Raw genomic sequence first — 20,691 nt, forward strand, 5'->3', positions numbered from 1 at the left:
CGAATGGTGTGTTTTCAGGAATGCGAGTTTCCATGTTTTATCTCCTTGAATATGCTGGAGATACAATGCCTTTTTGCTAATTATGTTCCAAAAGTGAATAGATATGCGCCAAAAAGGAATAGGAAAAATCTAAAGCTAAGATCGAGATCATCATGGTGGGGCATTTTCTTTTGAAACTTTTGTTTAAAACGCGTTCATAGAGAGTTTTTGTTGATCATAAAAAAGGGTGTGAAAACGACAAGGTACGCCTATAGGGCTTTATGGGGTCATAATAATATAGATGCTTTTTTGTTTATATTCTTTCATAAATTTGAATTTTTATCTCATGACAACGTCTTGGTCGATAAACATATGATAAGCGTTACGAATGGGAATATATTTATGTTTCATAAATAAAAGCACATTTTGTATAGAGAGCTCTTTCTTTGTGTTTTCGCTATTGTATTCTTTTGACAAATGGTTTTCTTTTTGATTGTATCAAAAAGTTTAAAGAGAGACCTTGTTAGGATATAAAATGTTTCGTTCAACTTTTTTTAAAAATCGTGAAATCTATGGACCTCTTTGTATTGGCTTTGATCCGAGCCATAAAGTTTTGCAATCGTGGAAACTAAGCTTTGATTATAAAGGTCTAAAAGATTTTTGTGATATCCTCTTAACAGCGGTTGTGGGTAAAGTGGGGATGATAAAGCCGCAAGTCGCATTTTTTGAATTATATGGTGTGGAAGGTCTTCAAGCTCTCAAAGAACTGATTGAAAATGCACACGAACAAGGCATATTGGTTCTGGCGGATGTAAAGAGGGGAGATATTGGCTCTACTGCTGAAGCCTATGGTAAAGCTTGGCTGGGTCCAAGCAGTGCGTTCAAAGCTGATGCCATCACAGTTAATCCTTTTTTGGGTTTTGATGCTCTTATTCCTCTGATAAAGGTTGCAGAAGAAACAGGAGCAGGAGTTTTTGTGGTTGTTCAATCCTCTAATCCAGAGGGAAAACAAATACGAAATGCGCTTATTGGTGATCAGACACTCTCTCTTCATCTTGCACAGTGTATTTGTGATTATAATTCTCAGTCTCCGGTTCTCCATCATAATATTGGTCCCATAGGTGCGGTTATAGGAGCGACATTAGGATCTGAATCAAAAGACACAATCGAGCAGTTAAACAATAGTCTGTTTCTCGTTCCGGGTATTGGTGCCCAAGGTGGAACAATGACACAATTAGCAAATCAATTTCCACAAAGACTTTGGCAGAATGTTATTCCCTCTGTATCACGCTCTATTACAGATGTTGGACGAAATATTGTTGATTTAAAAAATGTTATCAATCATTTTGCAGAACAAGCGCAAAGCACACTGATGTCTTGAGGATTTTTGCATCTGTAATAAATCTGAAGAATTTTGAGAGGGAGGGCTTTTGAGGGGGATGTTTCCGATTTATCCAGAATCAACAGTTGCTTTGTGGTTTCATTCAAAAAGCGCGGATGTCTTTTCATTGAATGTTAAGCGGGCATTTCATGTTGAGCGGGAGGCTATGTTCCTATTGAAAGTACAAATATTTTCAGTAGATTGCCTTAAGGGTAAGGGTTTACATCCTTCAAAAGCAAAAGCTTATGCATATTGTTACCAGTTTCCAGTTGATAAAGTTATTGCAGCGTTTGTTTCTATAAGATAGACACACGTTATCGGTGAATATATATATTGTTGTTAGAGAAAAACATGTCATCAAAACAAGAAAAAACCAAAGCCCGTTTACCCCGTGGTTTTGTGGATCGTACAAGTGCACAGTTGTATGCAACTGAAACAATGATTGCGCAAATTCGTGAAGTCTATGAACTTTACGGTTTTGAAGCACTAGAAACTCCAATTTTTGAATATACAGATGTGCTGGGTAAGTTTTTACCGGATTCAGATCGTCCAAATGCGGGCGTTTTTTCGCTACAAGATGATGATGAGCAATGGATGTCTTTGCGCTATGATCTTACCGCGCCTCTTGCTCGTTATTTTGCCGAGAATTTTGAAGTTTTGCCAAAGCCTTATCGCAGTTATCGTCTTGGCTTTGTTTTTCGCAATGAAAAACCAGGTCCAGGGCGGTTTCGGCAATTTATGCAGTTTGATGCGGATATTGTTGGAACACCAACGGTTGCAGCTGATGCCGAAATTTGTATGATGGCAGCCGATAGTTTGGAAAAACTAGGGTTTCAGCATCATGAATATGCCATTCGTCTGAACAACAGAAAAATTCTCGATTGCGTTTTAGAGAAAATTGGTTTGGGGGGAAATGAGCAGGCTGAAAAGCGCTTAACTGTCTTAAGAGCAATTGATAAACTGGATAAATTTGGTTCTGAAGGGGTGCGTTTGCTTTTGGGAAAAGGGCGTTTGGATGAAAGTGGTGACTTTACAAAAGGGGCGGAGCTTAAGGATAAAGAGATTGAGTGTATTCTTACCTTAACTGCTGCTGGAGCTGAAACAGCAGAAGAAACGCTTGAGGTTCTTAAAGAAGTGGTTGGTGATCATGTTCAAGGGCGTGAGGGAATTCGTGAGCTTGAGGAAATGCAAGCAATTTTTGTCGCAAATGGCATTCAGAATCGTATCAAGATTGATCCATCGGTGGTGCGTGGACTGGATTATTATACAGGTCCTGTTTTTGAGGCTACGTTGCTTTTTGATGTTTTCAATGATGATGGGCAGAAAGTTGTTTTTGGCTCCGTTGGTGGTGGTGGGCGTTATGATGGATTGGTGGCACGCTTTCGTGGTGAAAACATTCCAGCAACAGGTTTTTCAATCGGGGTCTCACGCTTGATCGCTGCTTTGCAAAATCTTGGAAAGTTGCCTATGAAAGAGTCAACAGGGCCGGTTGTTGTGCTGATGATGGATAAAGAGCCAGAGGCGGTTGCTGGTTATCAAAAAATGGTGATGCAGTTGCGTGGTGCCGGAATTCGTGCTGAGCTCTATTTGGGGGCATCGGGGATAAAAGCGCAGATGAAATATGCAGATCGACGCCAAGCGCCTTGTGTGGTTATCCAAGGCTCACAAGAACGTGAGAGTGGAAAAATACAGATCAAAGATTTGATTGAAGGGGCGCGGTTATCTCATGAAATTAAGGATAATCAAACATGGCGTGAAAGTCGACCAGCACAAGTGACGGTTGATGAAGATCAATTGGTCAAAACGGTACAGGATATTTTAGCAGCTCAAAAATGATAATGGTAAAAGTCTTTATACAAGTGATTGTTCGAAATATTTTGGAAATTTGAAACTCAATTTTTAAAATTTGTACTTTGCTCGTTTACACGTGCTGACGCACGCGTTCAAAATCGAGTTTTTGGAGTGCGTTCGGAATAAAAGAGAGATTTTTAAAGAGGTAAATAAGCGCTATTTGCTATAAAATGTGCCCTTCTGAGGATGCGATGATAATGCGTTAAAATGAGCAAAAAAATTTTAACGAAGAAAAAACTCTGAGAAAATTAAAGGGTTTTACGTAACGCTTCTGCAAAAGTTTATAAAAATATTGACAAGTTCATATTGGCTTCATCTTTGAATTCTCATCTATGAGTATCAAATCCTTTGATGTTCTCTTCTTGGACATTACAAAATCTAGTCTTATTGCAAAAGGAGGGAGAACTAGAGCGTTTTATCCTAAAAGACTTTTTAAGCTTCAAAAAACAATGGAATGACTTAAATCGAACAATTTTTTACAGGAGCATGTTTGGATGAATTGTCAGCTGCCATAATGGTAACTTACTGATAATATGTATTATTTCATAAAATCAACTCTTTAATGGAGAAATGAAAATGGTCCAATATGATTTTACTCTGCTCTATGAACGAAATCCCTTTATTCTTGAAAGACCTGAGAATATTGGAAAATCATTTAAACTTCCTCCTTCAAATTTCGGATTTGAAGATCTTCCGCAAATTACCTTTTCAGGCGCCTCGTCATGTCGGCGTATGATTTTTGGGCTATCATTTAGTGGTATGAAAGCATTTTTTGTGATGTTGTGGCAAGTAGGGAAAATGTTAGATGAGGGGGATGATGTGGATTTATGGTTTGATCAGATAACATTGGATCATGATATTCTTGAGGAATTTTTGACTTGTGATCTTTCAATTCAAGAACCAGAATATCTTAATTTTGAAAGTTTTAAAGAAGGTATCAAAGAATTAGAAAAGAATAAAATTGTAGCGAAGGGGACAAAAAAAGATTGTTATTTCATCAATCCAGATATTTTTGGTCTTCCTGAATGTGATGAAGATTTTGAGTTCGATGAAGAGGAAGAGATAGAAGCACACTTTACGGTAGAATACCCGAATAAACAACTCCTTTAACCGTTTTTCTCTTAGAGAAAAATAAAAGCTTAGAATAAATAGCCATGAGAACAGCAATGAGTCTGTTTATGGTATGTGAATTGGAATGTTTGCGGGATCTGTTTTGATTTAATATTCTCCATGAATGGTTCTTTATGCAGAGCGGTTTTTATGCCATATTTTCTTCTTTTTATGAGACATAAGTTAATTTGAACTGTGCACCTCTTCAAACAAATGTTTGATCTGTATTTTCTTTCTTGATACTTTTGTAAACTTTGCAGTAATGATGTTCATAGCTCTTGTATTTTGGCGCGTTTACGAGAGGTATTTTTACTCTTTTTAATCGTTTATTCATATGCCAATCCCACTTGCTAATGAGCAAGAAAATAGTTTTAAGGGATTCAATATAAGAAGGGATAAAATAAAACAATCTTATGATATTCGGCTCCTCTCATTCAATATGCAAAATTATAAATTATCTTTATAAATCAAAGTATTGTTCGATACAAAGTTTTTCTCAGTATGAGAAATTTAGCATTGATCTTGCATATTTCATCAATACGTTAGTCCTTGATGTTTCTGAGAGAGTTTTGCATGAATTTGCGCATTTGGCAATTGCATCCCCATTTTTTGATAGCGTGCAACAGCTTTTAACTCTTTGATTTTTTAGCTCCACAACGGGTCCAGATTTTTCATCAGCAATTTTTCAAGTTTTTTCAAAGCCGTTAAAGCATGAAATATTTATTGAAAAAATTATTGCTGTAATATTTTTTCACAGAAGGCGCACAATCAACTTATCGTGTCTGCTTTCACGAATAGATGTTGTAAAAAGTAAACGACACAAATCTTCCTCCTCAGGAAATTTGTGTCGTAAAATTTTGTTTAAATAGACGATTGGGGGAATTAGCTTTTCAAGGCTTCTAAAACATGTTGTGGTGAAGAAACTTCATAAGGATCTGTTGCACAATTATCTGAAAAACCTGCTTCTTCGAACCATTGTTCAACCACACCATCATTAATAACAGCTGCATAGCGCCATGATCGCATGCCGAAACCAACATTGTCTTTTGCAACCAGCATACCCATTTTGCGTGTGAATTCACCAGAGCCATCGGGAATTAACTTCACGTTTTTGATATTTTGTGCTTTTCCCCAAGCATTCATGACAAAAGCATCATTGACGGAAAGGCAATAAATTTCATCAATACCCGCTTGTTTAAATTCATCATAGAGTTTTTCAAAATCAGGCAGCTGAAAGGTTGAGCAAGTAGGGGTAAAAGCTCCAGGAAGAGAAAAAAGAATAACACGCTTTCCTTTAAAGTAAGCATCGCTGTTAACTTCTTGCCACCGATAAGGATTGTCTCCAGCCATTGATTCATCGCGTACGCGTGTGTGGAATGTTACATTGGGAACTGTTTTTTTCATCATCATGATGCTCCTGTATTCTTTTACGAAAATTTTGTTTTAAAACAGCCTTCGTATTTAAAAACATATGGCAAAAAGCGTTTTAAACAAAAGGGCTTCTTTAAAAATTCTTACTTCTAACGAGTGTGCAAATATTTCACACTTCCGTCAAGTAGAATTAATGGTCGACTTTGGATACTCTTCACCTTAAAATTATAGGAAATCATATAAAGGTATTGATATGACCATAAAGACAGTTTTAACCACGGCTTTTGAGGGGCAAAAACCGGGAACGTCTGGTTTGCGCAAAAAAGTGTCTGTTTTTCAACAACCCCATTATGTAGAAAACTTTATACAGTCTCTTTTTGATAACATTGGGCCTCTTGAAGGAAAAATGTTGATTCTTGGGGGAGATGGGCGCACTTTTAATCGTACTCTTCTTCAGATTGTGTTGAAGATGGCGGCGGCGCATGGTGTTTTTTGTGTTAAAATGGGAAGGGGCGGTATTCTTTCTACACCTGCTGTTTCGCATCTTATTCGTAAAACTCATGCCCATGGTGGACTTATTCTTTCTGCAAGCCATAATCCTGGTGGTCCAGAGGGAGATTGTGGTATCAAATACAATGTTTCCAATGGTGGACCGGCTCCTAATTCTTTATGTGATGCTATTTTTGCAACATCGCAACGTCTTTCCTTTTATAAAATTCTTGAAGCACCAGATATTGATTTAGATAGGCAAGGTACGGTCTTTATGGGAGCCATGCGGATTGATATTATCGATCCTGTCACTGATTATGTTGCTTTGATGCAGGAGCTTTTTGATTTTGACTGTATTGCTAAGGCCGTTGCTCGAGGTCTTACTTTACGGTTTGATGCCATGCATGCGGTAACAGGGCCTTATGCTCATGAAATTTTTGAAAAATGCTTAGGATTTTCTGAAGGGACAGTGGTTAATGGTATTCCTTTGCCAGATTTTGGAGGCGGTCATCCAGATCCCAATTTGGTTTATGCCAAGGCTCTTTATGATTTATTGATGTCAGAGCAAGGACCAGATCTTGGCGCAGCCTCTGATGGTGATGGAGATCGTAACCTCATTATTGGTCGTGGGCAATTTGTCTCGCCTTCGGATTCTTTGGCTATTATGGCTGAACATGCACACCTTATTAAAGGATATCGAAAAGGTGTTGTAGGGATAGCGCGTTCTATGCCAACGGGGCGTGCTGCTGATTTAGTTGCGGAAAAACACGGATTAAACTTTTTTGAAACGCCAACGGGATGGAAGTTTTTTGGAACCCTTTTGGATGCGGGGAAAGTAACCTTTTGTGGTGAAGAAAGCTTTGGAACGGGCTCTCATCACATCCGCGAAAAAGATGGTTTATGGGCTGTCCTATTTTGGTTAAATCTTTTAGCGGTAACAGAAAAAACTGTCGCACAGATTGTTCAACAGCATTGGTCCACCTATGGGCGTTTTTACACGTTACGGCATGATTATGAAGAAGTCGAAGCAGATAAAGCTTTGGCATTACTAGAGTATTTGCGTGCGCACTTACCACATGCAGGAACTGAAATTGCTGGATTTTTCGTCAAAAAAGCAGATGATTTTACATATCATGATCCTGTTGATCAGAGCGTTAGCACGCGGCAAGGTATACGTATTTTTTTCGAGAATGGAGCACGGTTGGTGGTTCGTTTGTCGGGAACAGGGACGCTAGGTGCTACTTTACGACTTTATTTTGAACAGTATGAAAGTGATCCGCGCAAACACAATTTTAATCCGCAAGAAGTTCTCCAACCTTTGCAACAGGTGGCACTAAAACTGTTAAACATACAACAAGCATTGGGGCGAGATCGTCCTGATATTATCACCTAAGATCATTGGAATGTTTTTTTGTAAAGGTATGATGATTGATCACATGGATGTGATTTTAGGGGCGTGATTTTATGTGCCATAAGCCAGAGCTTAACTCTATTTTTAGGCGAGAATTGTTTTTTCCTCTCTTACATATCAATCGGATTCCTAAAACTGCCGGATTCTTAAAACTAAATGCTGTAGGAAATTATAATCGAGCATAATCGGAGCATTTATGTCCAATGGGTTTGCTCAATGGCTTGATAGAAATTTTTGTTTAATAGGGGAATGTTTCTCATACAAAACAAAATACGATCATTGTTGCACATTTCATATGTTTGTTTTAAAGAAGCTTCTCTCTCAAGACGCTAAAAACGCATCTTATGCGTGTTGCTTTGAAAGGGATAACCGGCCATCCATTGAGCAGCATCATTTTTACGCTTATGAGAGAGTAAGACGGCACCATCATTCACTTTGCCCGCTTTCAATGTTGGCTCTTATATTTGAGAGTGTTTAGTATTTTGGATAATCGTTTTACACGGATTTTCCTACTTGTAACATGCAAACAAAAGGCTTTGGTTGTTTCAATGTAAAAGGGGTTGAGAGAATCTCAGCTTATTTATCGGCTCTCATTCAATATACAAAACCATTAACTATGATCATAAATTAGTTTGTTCTCTAACATTATGAATGCTTTACTTAAATAAAAGGTCAAGTTGAGGCTATCATTTTCTTGTTTCTCAGTTTTTAGCTCTTTGGAAGCGTTTTTATTCAGAGATGTTCCTTTTCTAATTGTTTTTTATTCATTCGTTAATTGTATTGCTGATGTGTAAGAAAATGATTTTGATTAATTTATTAGAGAGAATGAAGTGAGTAAATTTTATGATATGCGGGGGCTCATTTAAGTTATATAATGATCAATCATTTTTATAAACTCATGTATGGTGTGTGATGATAGCATTCATGAACACAGTTGGCAGATGAGGATTGAAACAAAGGGAAATGTTTTTCTAAAATAATGGACAATAAGCACTTCTTGCTTTATGACCAGTCATAATGAATGATTTTTCTTTTAAAAGGGGAATTTATGACCCAATATCCCAAATGTCCTCGTTGTGATTGTCTTTATACTTATGAAGATGGTGAAAATTTTGTGTGTCCTGAATGCGCACATGAATGGCCGCAAAAAAACGATGATACGGTTCTTGTCAATACTGTTTATGATGCCAATGGTCAGATTTTAACAAACGGAGATACCGTTATGGTGATAAAAGATCTGAAAGTAAAAGGCGCTTCATCTGTTTTAAAAGGTGGTACTAAGGTAAAGAATATTCGCTTGGTGGATGGAGATCATAATATTGATTGCAAAATTCCAGGGATTGGTCAGATGAGTTTAAAGTCGGAGTTTGTGAAAAAAGTTTAAGCATTTGTCCTCTTGCAATTGTTTTTGGATTTCGTTGGTTTTCTATTTTTACATTCTTCTCTAATTGGGCATATTTTTCTCCAGTGGCTTCTTTTCTTGTTTCATAGATTACACCAATCAGATAGAAGCAATATGTTTTCCTTTATTGCAAAGCCATGTATCGCAGAGAAATAGCGACTCTGTCTTTTTCTTTTAATATGCGGTTATGGCGGACTGGATGTTGACTCACAAGCAACAATAAAAGTATGCGCTTTATGAGAAGAACAATACCGTAAAGTAGACAAACTTATTCCTGCTGAATTGAAAAAATATTCTCATTTTTTGTATCAGATAATTTTTCAAACAACCATAATAGATCTGGCTTCAATGTATTTATTTTTTACAGGTAGTTATATTTTTGCGTCATGTTTATGGAAATGAGATTGAAAATGATAGGGGGGAATTCTTGATTTTAAGAATGGAAAAAGGACGCTATGATCTTGATAAGGTCTTATTGCCATGCATTTTCCAGCTCTTAGTACTGCAACAGTCTCTTATAAAAGTGTACATAAGAGCTATTAAAAATAGTTTTTGTTATTATCCAGTTTGTGCTGTGTAAGCGGACGATTTTGATTGATTCAACATGGAACAGAATTGAAATAAGAAGAATGTCAGAATTCTCATTGCAAGTTGCAAAATGTGATCTTTGTCGAGTGGCTGAAACAACATATTGATTTATAATAATAAATTAGCGCTATTCATATTGAATTAGAACCCCGAATAACGTGGGATTCTCTCATTTCAAATCTGTTTCATGTTGAATCAATTAAAATCACTTGCTTGCACACCACAAGCGGGGCTGGCGTGTGGGTAAAAATGAGGAAAGAAAGGATTAAAAATGACTCTTATGAATTGTCTTAATGAAAGAGCTGTCGCATCATTAGAGGCTGGCAGATATGATGATGGTGCCGGCTTGCTACAAGGAGTATTTTGCGTGATTTGTCGTTGGAAGCACTGAGAAAGATAGAGCAAATGAGCACTCTATCTTACAATATTTTCTTTTTTGGGTTTTCTTTTTTTTAACGAGGTCGTGTTTTCCTCGTTAAAATTGCATGACAAGATTATAAAACAAAATAAATTTAAAGTGCACATCCATGCATTGTACTTCTGTGTACGTATAAATTGGTTTATTGAAACAACTTATGCTCTTAAAAGGGCAGAAAGCTTTTTAAGGCATATGTGGAGGTGAAAGGTGAGTGAAGGTATCATTATTGGACAGATTTTTTTAACAGTACTCTATTTTTATGGCTGCATGGCTTACTTCGAGAATTTCAGGAATAAAATGACGTAAGATCTTTACATTCCATGTTTGAGCACTGTTGAAGAGGGGCAATCGGTGTGGTTATTTTACCTATTGAGGTCAATATTTATTGTGGCATGGCTTCAACGCCTAAAACTTCAGGGATAAAATGGCGTAAAAGATTTTCAATACCATGTTTGAGGGTTGCCGTTGAAGAGGGACATCCAGCGCAGGAGCCGCGCATATTGAGATAAACAATACCATTTTCAAATCCACGAAAAGTAATATCTCCACCATCATTGGCAACCGCTGGGCGGATACGCGTTTCAAGCAGCTCTTTAATGGTTAAGACAATATCAACATCTTTTTCGTCATAAAATTCTTCGTTAAGGGCATGGGTTTGTGCTTGTGTTGTAGCGTTGGTAGTGATCACTGGCTCATTGGATAGAAAATGTTCCATGATTGTGCCTAAAATGACGGGCTTGAGATGTTGCCATTCCCCTTCTTTTTTGCTTACGGTGATAAAATCATAGCCTAAAAAGACACCATTGATATTGGGAATATTAAACAGTTTAGCCGCCAAAGGTGAGTTTTTAGCTGCTTCTTCAGGGTCACGAAATTCTAATACGCCCTCAGAAAGAACCACGCGTCCTGGCAAGAATTTAAGAGTTGCAGGATTTGGGGTGGTTTCAGTTTGTATAAACATAGATTCTCCTTTTATAACGAAGGCTTGGGAAGATCTTACATTGTAGAATATTATATTTTTTAGGCAATAGATCTAATATCTTCATCGGCAAGATTGCTAGGAATAACAATGACAGGGATTGAAAAAGCTGTTCCTTTATTCCCGATTAATTGAACAAGGGGTCCTGGTCCTTCTGTATGTCCACTGGCTGCTAAAACAATCAGTGCAATCCTTTTATCTTCGTCGATCAGTTTAGAAATCTCATCAATTTTTTTTCCTTCACGCACTACTATTTCTGTTTCAAGCGCATGGGTGGTGCGGACTTCACTGGCAATGTCTCCTAATATTTTATGAGCACTTTGCTTTGATTCTGTACGCATAACGTTGTTTACACCCAGAAAATGTTGAAATTCTACACTATCAACGACACAAAGTAATACCAATGTTCTACTGGTATTTTGGGCATGCTGTGCGGCAAACGCAACGGCACGCCGACACTCTGGTGTTTCATCGATAATAACTAAGTTTTTTTTCTTTGGTTCTTTTTTCGGATTTTGGGGTTTGGAAATCATGCACTTTCTCTATTTTGTACAAACGATTTTTTTGCTCTCTACAGTTTTTAGTTTTATTATTTTTATGTATCGTGCAAAAATCCAATAATTTCACGAATTTTTTTCATATTTTCTTCTGCGAGCATACTAGCACGTTTAGCGCCATCATGCAAAACAGAGTCGATATAATCATTTTCTTGATGAAGGCGACGTAATTCTTCTGTTATAGGGGCAAGCTTATGGACAACAAGGTCGGCTAGAGCTGTTTTAAAATGCGAAAATTGTTGACCAGAAAATTCTAAAAGAATCTTTTCTTTGCTAACTTTGGCAAAGGCGGCATAAATACCAAGCAGGTTATCTACTTCTGGTCGTTCTTTTAAAGCGGCAAGGGTATCGGGAAGTGGAGCCGAATCCGTTTTGGCTTTGCGTATTTTTTTTGCGATAAGATCAGCGTCATCGGTCAAATTAATGCGTGAAAAATCTGAAGGATCTGATTTTGACATTTTTTTCGTCCCATCGCGCAAAGACATAACGCGTGTGGCTGTTGTTCCAATTAGTGCTTCTGGAAGAGGAAAAAAGCCTTGTCTTTTTTCTTCATCTGTTTGCATAGAGATGCCAAAATTTAATTCGGCAATACGCTGTGCATAGTCGTTGTTAAATTTTTGTGCAATATCGCGTGTGAGTTCAACATGCTGTTTTTGATCTTCGCCTACTGGAACATGCGTTGCACGATAGACTAAAATATCAGCAGCCATCAAAGTGGGATAGGCAAAAAGCCCGATGGATGCTTTTTCGCGATCTTTTCCCGCTTTATCTTTAAATTGTGTCATGCGTTGAAGCCAGCCGATACGGGCAACACAATTAAAAATCCAGGCGAGTTCAGCATGTTGAAAAACACGTGATTGGTTAAAAATAATGTGTTTTTGAGGATCAATACCGGCGGCTAAAAAAGCTGCTGTCACTGTTCTGGTGGATTCGCGTAAAGTAAAGGGATCTGGGTTGACTGTGAGCGCATGCATATCCACAACACAATAGAGGCAGTGATGAGAGTTTTGCAGTTCAACCCAACGCTGAATGGCTCCAAGATAATTGCCAAGATGTAAATGACCACTCGGTTGTACGCCGGAAAAGACAAGTGGTGTGAAGGTATCCATAGGAGTGCTCTTTCTTCAATTAAGGTTATTCATTTTATTGTTTTTGACAAAGTATAGATATTATGAGCGTTTTTTCAAATTTTTAAGCGTGTGAAAAAAGGAACGGGTGTTGAATAAAAAATAGGCACTAAAATAGATCAAAAATATGCCAATCATGATCCCAGCTAAGGTGATCGCGCGCAAGAAAAATGATGCTTGTGAGGATAAAGGAAAAGACAAAAAACCAAGCACATTCAATCCGTAATAGAGGGCTAGTGCACTCAAAAGAGTTGCCATCATGAGACATAATATTCGTTTTATCAGTTGGAAGTCGTATTTCCAATAACCGCGTTTGATAAGGACACTCCACAGCAAAAGGGTGTTGGCCCATCCAGAGGTAATTTCAGCAATAACAATGCCTCGTGCAGATAGAATAGGAAATAATGTTAAGGCGAGACTGATATTGATGAAAACGCAAATACCTGTAAAAATCATCGGTGTTTTGGTATCTTCATGGGCAAAAAAATTAGGAATAAAGACCTTAATAAGAACAAAAGCTGGAAGTCCTAATCCATAAAGTTCTAGTAATTGTGCAACATGGTGTGTTGATTGACTGGTAAATTGTCCTCGCTCAAAGAGCAAACTGACAATGGGAGTGGAGAGCAGCAAAAAAGCAATGGATGCTGGAAGTGTTAACAACAATGTTAATTCAATAGAGCGATTTTGTAAATGGTGGGTTTCTTTATGCTTTTTGCTCCGCAAAGCGCGTGTTAACTCTGGTAAAAGAACGGTTGCAACGGCAATGGCAATTACGCCTAAAGGCAATTGATAAAGACGATCAGCATACATCAAAGAAGAGACAGCACCCGATTGACTAGAAGCAATGTTGGTATTAATAAGCAAATTAATTTGCGTGATGCCACCTGTGATGGCTGCGGGGAATGCTAAAGTTAATAGCTTACGAACATTAGGACTTAAATGGGGCTGGCGGAAGGAAATTTTCATTCCACTTTGACGCAAAGCAAGGGCAATTAAGGTGAGTTGAAGAAGCCCTGCTGCCAATACACCCCAAGAGAGATTTAAGCCGATATGCCAAGCGTCAAGTTTATAGATCCAAGCATAGGCAAGCACACCAATCAGAATAATGTTTAAAAAGAGTGGGGCAATGGCGGCAATAAAATAGCGTCGCAGTGCATTAAGCATGCCCCCCATCATGGCAGCAAGCGACATGCAGGTTAAATAGGGAAACATGATCGCCGTAAAATGAATTGTGGCGTTAAGCTTTGTTGCATCTTCGGTAAAACCTGGAGCAATAATGGTTCGTACCAAAAAAGGCATACTGAGTTCCATCGCAATCGTTAACAGTAAGAGCAGTGAAAAGAGAACGCCAAACACCTCTTCTGCAAACTTGCATGCCGTTTCGTGACCATCTTCAGTGATTTTTTTGGCAAAAAGAGGAATGAAAGCAGCATTAAAGGCACCTTCAGCAAAAAAACGGCGGAATGTGTTGGGAAAACGGAAAGCAGCATTAAACGCATCAGAAACAGGACCAGTTCCTAGTGCTGCTGCCATAAGCATTTCGCGTACGAAGCCAAAAATACGGCTCACGAGGGTTCCGGAAGCAACTGTTGCAATTTTTTTAATCAATGTCATAAAGATATATCAACTTTGTTGTAAAAGAGAAGCGATGACAGGAGAAATAAAGCGTTTTAAATCGTAAAAATCTGATCTCTATCCTAATCAAGGATACTTTTTGAAAGCGTTTTACGACGGTGTTTATCTTTCTGTCAACAATGGTGCTTGAAGACTTTTTTATGTTCCTTGTTTACTGTTGCATTAAAATTTTTATTGTTGCCATAAAATAATTAAAATTTCTTTTTCAAACTGAAATATGGGAGTGATATCATAACAGTTTGAAGAGACATGTAGGGATATATAATGATAATTTCTCTTTATGGTGTGATGTCGTGAATAGTGCAACCCAATGCCGTTCTGTTTTATGTGAGGGGTGTGACCCTATTAAAAGAATGCAAATAAAATAAAAGCGTGGAGCAATACGTAATTTCCATTATTTATTCATTATTTAAAAAAAAACAGCGCTTTAGATGTTTTAAAAAGTCGTAAGGCTGAGCTAAAAGGTGATGGTAAAACTGGTGATTACTTTTCACTTTTACGGCTTTATGTTCTCCCCAAATGTGGCTGCCTTCCCATTTTAGAGATTACATAAACAAGAGGATAGGAAGACATGATCTTTCAACAGCATTTTTCTTGTTCAGGTTTCTTTTCACAGTTGATGAGGATAAAATCTGAGAAAATAAGATAAAGTTGCTCTCTCATGGTTTCCATTCTCGTTGAGGTGCGATTGATTTGCCGATGAAGGCAAGGGGATAAAGGCTATCATTTTTACCAGAGGGGGCGAAAAAGTTAAAGTTTATGAACCTTTTAGACATTCATTGCCATTGCTTTTGCGTGCGCCGTTTTGTGAGGTTGAATATTTTCTTGTCTTTTGGGACTTTGATTGACGTTTTCTGTCATTTTTTGCACTTTAATTGCTTCTTTATCAGGCGTGTTGGAACATTTTTTTTCATTGTTTTTCTTTATAGATTGATGCTGGTTTGGTGCGAAGCGCTCATCGAATTTATGGTTATAAAAATACATGGGTTGTATATGCGGTTCTATCTCTTTTATCTGCTTGATTATTTCCATAATCTCTTTTGCTTTAATGGTTGATGTGCCAAGACTCTTCGCAAGTCTTTCAGGATTATTTTCTTTTATAACTTCATGCTCGTTTGAAGATAAGCGCTCATTGATTTTTTTGATATAAGTCCTTATCTCCCCCCTTAATTCAGGAGAGTTTGATAACATTTCTTGCTGTTGTGCTTTTGACAAGGAAAGGAGATTTTTCATCCAAGCCTTAGGCATTTCTACCGACTGTTCACACCGCCTTTGTTTTACATGATGGGTATGGAGAATGTCTCTTTCTGTTTGTTTAGAAATATTGATATAACGATCAATGGCTCTACAGAGGGGCAAAATATTTTCTTCAGCATGGGCGCGTGCGTTGTTTTTTATGCCAAATACATTGCTACCAGAAAGCTTAGAAATCGATTGGGGAGAGGTGGTAATTTGATAGGTGAGTTGTTCTCCTTCAGTATGATTTTCATGGATCATCTCAATTCTTTCCCGCAAAATATGACGATTGCCATAAATGATTTGGCACAAAGTTTCTATTTCTTTTCTTCTTGCTTGAATGGAAACGTTGTTTTTTATCCTTGTGGCAATTTCATTGTTGGTAAGGGGGGCTATTGTTTGTGCGGGGATAAGCACTTCTTGCTGGTTTTGAATTTTTGGTGCTGTAAAGGAGAGGGCGTCACCGATTTTTAATGTCTGTATTTGCTCTGGGGTGAGATCTTTTTTATTTCCCAAGATGAAAGTTCCGTTAGCATCAAGCATAAAGCCATTGGGTCCACTGCCTCTGTAAAAGCCTTTATAGGTATGACCTTCTTTTGCTGTTATAATAAGATGATGATGAATACTCTCAAGCCCGATATGTTTCATACTGTCCATGAATTCTTTTAAAATAAGTATTTTTTCTGGATTTGAGATATCCTCAAGCAGATGTTTCATTTCTTCTTTATCTTTATGTTTTAGCGATGCAATGCTGGCAAGATTCATGCGTTTTTCTGTTACAAGAGAAAAGTCGAGTGTGTGGCCAGCAACTTGCCCAAGTTTTTCAAAAAACATTCGTTGTGTGCGTCCATTACCTTCTCTGAAAGGATGCGTATAGTTGAGTTGTATCAACATTTCAGTGACATGTTCAATAAATGTTTCGCGGGTTAAGCCTTTTAAACTATTTGTTTCAGCAAGTATTTTATCTAAATTTTCTAGTCCCTCCTGTATCTGTTTTGCTGAGGCAAAAGAAATACCAGCTTTTTTCATCATTGGCATATAAGCAACGGTACCATCTTCAAATGTAAATGGTTTTTCGCGTGTTTGTCCGGCCCATTCAAAAGTATTTTTAAATAGGGTGTGATGAATATATTGGAGATATGTGGAGGTTAGTTTTTGTGGTGGCGCTTCTTGGCGCAGATGAATGATTGCTTTTGTTGTATCATGGGCACATTGCACTTTTAATTTTCCGTAATCTTTTATTCTATATTTATTCTTTAAGGTGATACTATTGGGGTAAAAGAAATTACGGTGTATTGTCTTATTTTCTTCGGTTTCAGGTGGTGATGATAATTTCTCCTGTAAGGTGAGAGGGATGGTGTCCGTTTTTCTTGTACCAGTATCCCAGTATGCCATTGCTTTTTTGATAGGCTGTTTTTCTATTTCTGGATGATCAGAGCGTGTTTCCTTTGTCATTTTGACAGATATTGGATCATTTGTCGCTGTATTACTGCTCTGTAAAATATTTTTTTGAAAATCTTTTTGCATTTGCCTCATAGCGGAAGCCGATTGAACAATTGGTTGTGCCATTTGTTCTTTTTCTTGTGCTTGCAAACTTTTGGGCATAACTTCAACGCTGTCATGTAAAGCATGAGGGGCAATCCACGGTGAAAAATGGGCTTGTTCTTTTTTCTTTGTTTGAATGGATGCGTTGTCTTTGCTCTTTTCAGTTATTTCATCGTTTTTAAGAGTGGCTCTTTTTTCTTCTTTTTCTTCTGGAAGCAATGTTTTTTGCTGGGTTTTTTCTGGTTTTTGAACTTTTGGTGCTGTAAAGGAGAGGGCGTCACCGATTTTTAATGTCTGTATTTGCTCTGGGGTGAGATCTTTTTTATTTCCCAAGATGAAAATGCCGTTGGCATCAAGCATGAAGCCATTGGGTCCACTGCCTCTATAGGTACCATGATAGGTTTCTCCTTCTTTTGCAACGACAGCGAGATGATAATTTTTTTCATCTAATCCAAGCTTTCTCATAGAGTTGGTGAATTCTCGTAAGAGGAGCAATTTTTCTGGATTTGAGATATCCTCAAGAAGATGCTTCATAGGCTCTGGGTTGCCATGTTCCATGGCAGCGGCGCGGACAAAGTCTTTACGTTTTTTGCTCACAAGAGAAAAGTCTAGCTCATGTCCTGCTGCTTGAGAGAGTTTTTCAACAAACAGTCTCTTTGTGCGCCTATTGCCCTCTCTGAAAGGATGCAAGTGGTGCAAATCTATCATTATACTAGCTGCTTGTTCAACGAATTCTTCGCGCGTTAAGCCTTGTAAATTATTCTTTTCAGCAAGCGTTTTATCTAACTTTTCTAGTCCCTCCTGTATTTTTCTGCCAATCGCAAAAGTTTTTGTAAATTCTTTTCTTTTCAAAATGGGCATAGAAGCAACAGTGCCATCTTCAAATGTAAAAGGCTTTTCGCGTGTTTGTCCGGCCCATTCAAATGCATGGGAAAAGAGGCGTTGATGAAGGTATTTTAGATAAGAGGCATTAAACTGCTCTGGTAGAGGTTCTTGGTGCAGTTTTATCATTTCTTTTTTTACATCATTAGAACAGCATTCTTTTAATATTTCTTTATCTTTGATGCGGTATTTATTTTTAAGCACTTTGCTATTGGGGTAGAAAAAATTTTGCGCTTCTTCATTGATTTGCTTTGAAATGGCTGCATTAATTACAGAGTGTTGTTCTTGCAATTCTTCCTGTGTAGAGGAGGCACAATGTTCTGTGTTTTCTTTCATGCATATTTCCTTTCAAATGGTAACATTATTTTTTGAAATCTTCTTTTTTACATTTTTTGCCTTATGTTATTTTCATAGCGTTTTCTTCAAAGAAGAATGCCTATTTGAATGATTGAAAAAATTGACCTTATTCGCATGGAACAAAGTTAAAGTTTATAATTTTGAAGTATTATCGTGAAATTTTATCAATGAATTCTGTAAAATAATGGGGTGTCTTATTCAAAGTTTTCTGTATTTCACACACCGTCTTTGGTGCAATCTTGGCAAGATAATTGCACCAAAGTTTTGGATAAAAAGCCAACAATTAGGAGATTTATCACGACAAAGCCATTGCTTTTGATGTTTCGGCTCTGCGCGGTCGAACATGCGGCTGGTCTTCTTGTCTAGAAGTTGCTGCAACTTCTAGATGCCGCTTTGCTGTTGAGCGTTCAGGCAGCTTTGGAGGCTGCGATAAGCTTTGCTGCTTTTGTAATTTTTTATCGAAATCGGTAGGTGGTTGATAACGTTTTTGTTGTTCTGCCTGATGGTTTTGCACAATGGTTTCTTTTAACTGTTTTACAGTTTCAGCATACTCCTTAATGACGGTACAAAGAGTAGGAAGATTTTCTTCAGCGGCTTTGCGTGCTCCATTTTTTACGCCAAGGACTTGCTTACCAGCAAGTGGAGCAACAGATGCAGAATCCTTTTCAATTTGAAATACAAGCTCTTCTCCCATCTCTGGAATTTTGTGCATATCTTCTATTCTATATTGCAAAATAAATGGATCATTATAAACAATTTGGCACCAATATTGGATCTCTCTTTGACCATATTGAACCGATGGATCTTGTTGAACTCTGCGGGCAATTTCCTGATTTGAGAGAGGCTTTATTTTCTTTTCTGAATTGAGCGGATTTTGTAAATGTTGATTTGTTAGCTCTTCCTCTTGTGTTTGTCGCTGATGTTGTTGTTCCGTGTGAGAACCTTGTAAAATATTTTCACTTTTTGTATATTTTGAAGTATACACATAACCGTTAATGGCAGCACATAGGGTGGGAAGAGTTTCTTCAGCTTTTCTGCGCGCATGGTTTTTTATGCCAAGAACTTTTCTACCAGCAAGCTTAGAAATAGACTTAGGCCGTTCTGTAACATCCCATAAGAGCTGTTCTCCCATATCGGGGTTTTCTTTGATTGCTTCTATTCTTTCATTTAAAATAAGTCGGTCGCCATAAACCTTTTCGCTCAAAAATCGTATTTCTTCTTGATATGCTACGAGCAATAGCTCTCTTTCCATTGTATTAATAGATGGTTTTTGTTCGTGAGACGGTTTTGGTTGTTCAATTGCTGTGTGTGGAGAGGAAGTTTTTGGGACGACAGTATCGCTTTGTTTTCTGTTTTCCATACGGTGCGGTTTTCTTGAAGGCGGGACGGCATATGTTCCACTGTCTTGTGATGATGAACTGCTTTGCTGCCTGACTTTCATATGTGATGATGTTTTGGGTCTAACACTTGGTTCGTGTGTTTCAGGATTTTGAATTTTTGTGCCGTTTTGTGCTCTTTCTCTCATGCGTGGGGGAAGGGGCGGAGCCACTTTTGTCTGTAGAGAAGGGGATTCTTGAGCAGTTGGTTTGTTTTGTTCTCTATCTTTTGCACGCGGTGGTCTTTGTGGGGCCATTTTTATGCGCGTGGAGGGGCTTTCTTGGGTTTCATGCTTTTGGATTTTTGCGTCGGCTTGTGTTTTTTCTCTCATACGTGGGGGCGGGGGCGGAGCCATTTTTTTTTGCGGGGAAGGGGACTCTTGAACTGTTGGTCTATGTTGTTGCCTCTCTTTTGCACGCGGAGGTTTTTGTGGAGCTGCTTTTGTGTGCGTGGAGGAGCTTTCTTGGTTTTTTGAGTTGGAGATTGTTGTGCCGGTTTGTGTTTTTTCTCTCATGCGTGGAGGAAGGGGCGGAGCCACTTTTGTCTGTAGGGAGGGGGACTCTTGAACTGTTGGTTTATGTTGTTGCCTCTCTTTTGCACGCGGGGGTCTTTGTGGGGCTGCTTTTTTTTGTGGGGGAGGCGTCTCTTGGTTTTTGGCGTTAGGAGGCATTGTGCTGGTTTGCATTGGGCTTTTCATACGTGGGGGAGGTGGTGGAGCAACTTTTGGGTGGGGGGATAAATTTTCTGGGCGTTTTTCTACAGTTGCTTTTGGCAAACTTTGAGAAACTTGGGAAGGAGGGGTTCTGGTGGGGGATTGTTCAGCCGGTTGTTGAAATTTTTCCATCATTTCGGTGATAAAAGGGGAGGGATTTCTTTTTTTCATGCATGTTCCTTTCAAACTCTTCCAATATTGTTTTTAAATACTATTTAAAAATGTACGTTGGTTTTTATTCTGTTTTATGCTTTTTCATTTGTTTCTATGAGAGAGGATATGAA

Annotated in this window: 13 protein-coding genes; 6 read left to right on the plus strand and 7 right to left on the minus strand. The window is 38.1% G+C overall.

Annotation, left to right across the window (positions count from 1 at the left end; genetic code table 11):
- Positions 1–514 precede the first annotated feature (514 nt).
- The 4 genes from pyrF (at position 515) to ACFIMI_RS07050 (ending at position 4,321) form a co-directional block, all read left to right on the plus strand.
- Entirely contained in the window at positions 515–1,360 is an 846-nt protein-coding gene (pyrF, locus tag ACFIMI_RS07035) for an orotidine-5'-phosphate decarboxylase (RefSeq protein WP_375692382.1), read from the plus strand.
- A gap of 58 nt (positions 1,361–1,418) precedes the next feature.
- Positions 1,419–1,667: a hypothetical protein gene (locus tag ACFIMI_RS07040; RefSeq protein ID WP_375692383.1), complete on the plus strand. Its 249-nt coding sequence runs from the start codon at positions 1,419–1,421 to the stop codon at positions 1,665–1,667.
- A gap of 44 nt (positions 1,668–1,711) precedes the next feature.
- Positions 1,712–3,196: a histidine--tRNA ligase gene (gene hisS, locus ACFIMI_RS07045; protein WP_375631319.1), complete on the plus strand. Its 1,485-nt coding sequence runs from the start codon at positions 1,712–1,714 to the stop codon at positions 3,194–3,196.
- Positions 3,197–3,787: 591 nt separating this feature from the next.
- Positions 3,788–4,321: a replication protein gene (locus ACFIMI_RS07050; protein ID WP_375613583.1), complete on the plus strand. Its 534-nt coding sequence runs from the start codon at positions 3,788–3,790 to the stop codon at positions 4,319–4,321.
- An 882-nt stretch (positions 4,322–5,203) separates the two neighbouring features.
- Here ACFIMI_RS07050 and ACFIMI_RS07055 read toward each other — a convergent pair.
- Entirely contained in the window at positions 5,204–5,728 is a 525-nt protein-coding gene (locus ACFIMI_RS07055) for a peroxiredoxin (protein ID WP_375631347.1), read from the minus strand.
- 217 nt (positions 5,729–5,945) lie between these two features.
- Here ACFIMI_RS07055 and ACFIMI_RS07060 point away from each other — a divergent pair, with 217 nt between their 5' ends.
- On the plus strand, positions 5,946–7,574 hold the full coding sequence (locus ACFIMI_RS07060; RefSeq protein ID WP_375692384.1) for an alpha-D-glucose phosphate-specific phosphoglucomutase: 1,629 nt from the start codon (positions 5,946–5,948) through the stop codon (positions 7,572–7,574).
- Positions 7,575–8,640: 1,066 nt separating this feature from the next.
- Positions 8,641–8,976 (plus strand): zinc ribbon domain-containing protein YjdM, encoded by a 336-nt coding sequence (locus ACFIMI_RS07065; protein ID WP_375618296.1) that lies wholly within the window; start codon positions 8,641–8,643, stop codon positions 8,974–8,976.
- Between the two features lie 1,406 nt (positions 8,977–10,382).
- Here ACFIMI_RS07065 and ACFIMI_RS07070 read toward each other — a convergent pair.
- From ACFIMI_RS07070 to ACFIMI_RS07095, 6 genes are all read right to left on the minus strand, one after another.
- Positions 10,383–10,961, minus strand: coding sequence for a NifU family protein (locus tag ACFIMI_RS07070; RefSeq protein ID WP_375668492.1), 579 nt, complete (start codon positions 10,959–10,961; stop codon positions 10,383–10,385).
- A gap of 59 nt (positions 10,962–11,020) precedes the next feature.
- Complete coding sequence (locus ACFIMI_RS07075) at positions 11,021–11,512, minus strand: universal stress protein (protein WP_375612177.1); 492 nt, start codon at positions 11,510–11,512, stop codon at positions 11,021–11,023.
- A 62-nt stretch (positions 11,513–11,574) separates the two neighbouring features.
- Entirely contained in the window at positions 11,575–12,645 is a 1,071-nt protein-coding gene (gene trpS, locus ACFIMI_RS07080; protein ID WP_375613581.1) for a tryptophan--tRNA ligase, read from the minus strand.
- A 60-nt stretch (positions 12,646–12,705) separates the two neighbouring features.
- On the minus strand, positions 12,706–14,277 hold the full coding sequence (gene murJ, locus ACFIMI_RS07085; RefSeq protein WP_375692385.1) for a murein biosynthesis integral membrane protein MurJ: 1,572 nt from the start codon (positions 14,275–14,277) through the stop codon (positions 12,706–12,708).
- A 789-nt stretch (positions 14,278–15,066) separates the two neighbouring features.
- A complete protein-coding gene (locus ACFIMI_RS07090) occupies positions 15,067–18,297 on the minus strand; it encodes a BID domain-containing T4SS effector (protein WP_375692386.1) in 3,231 nt (1,076 codons plus the stop codon).
- Positions 18,298–18,613: 316 nt separating this feature from the next.
- Complete coding sequence (locus ACFIMI_RS07095; RefSeq protein WP_375692387.1) at positions 18,614–20,578, minus strand: BID domain-containing T4SS effector; 1,965 nt, start codon at positions 20,576–20,578, stop codon at positions 18,614–18,616.
- Positions 20,579–20,691: the final 113 nt, after the last annotated feature.

The sequence above is a fragment of the Bartonella sp. AP4SXKL genome (assembly GCF_042195845.1).
Classification (GTDB): Bacteria; Pseudomonadota; Alphaproteobacteria; order Rhizobiales; family Rhizobiaceae; genus Bartonella.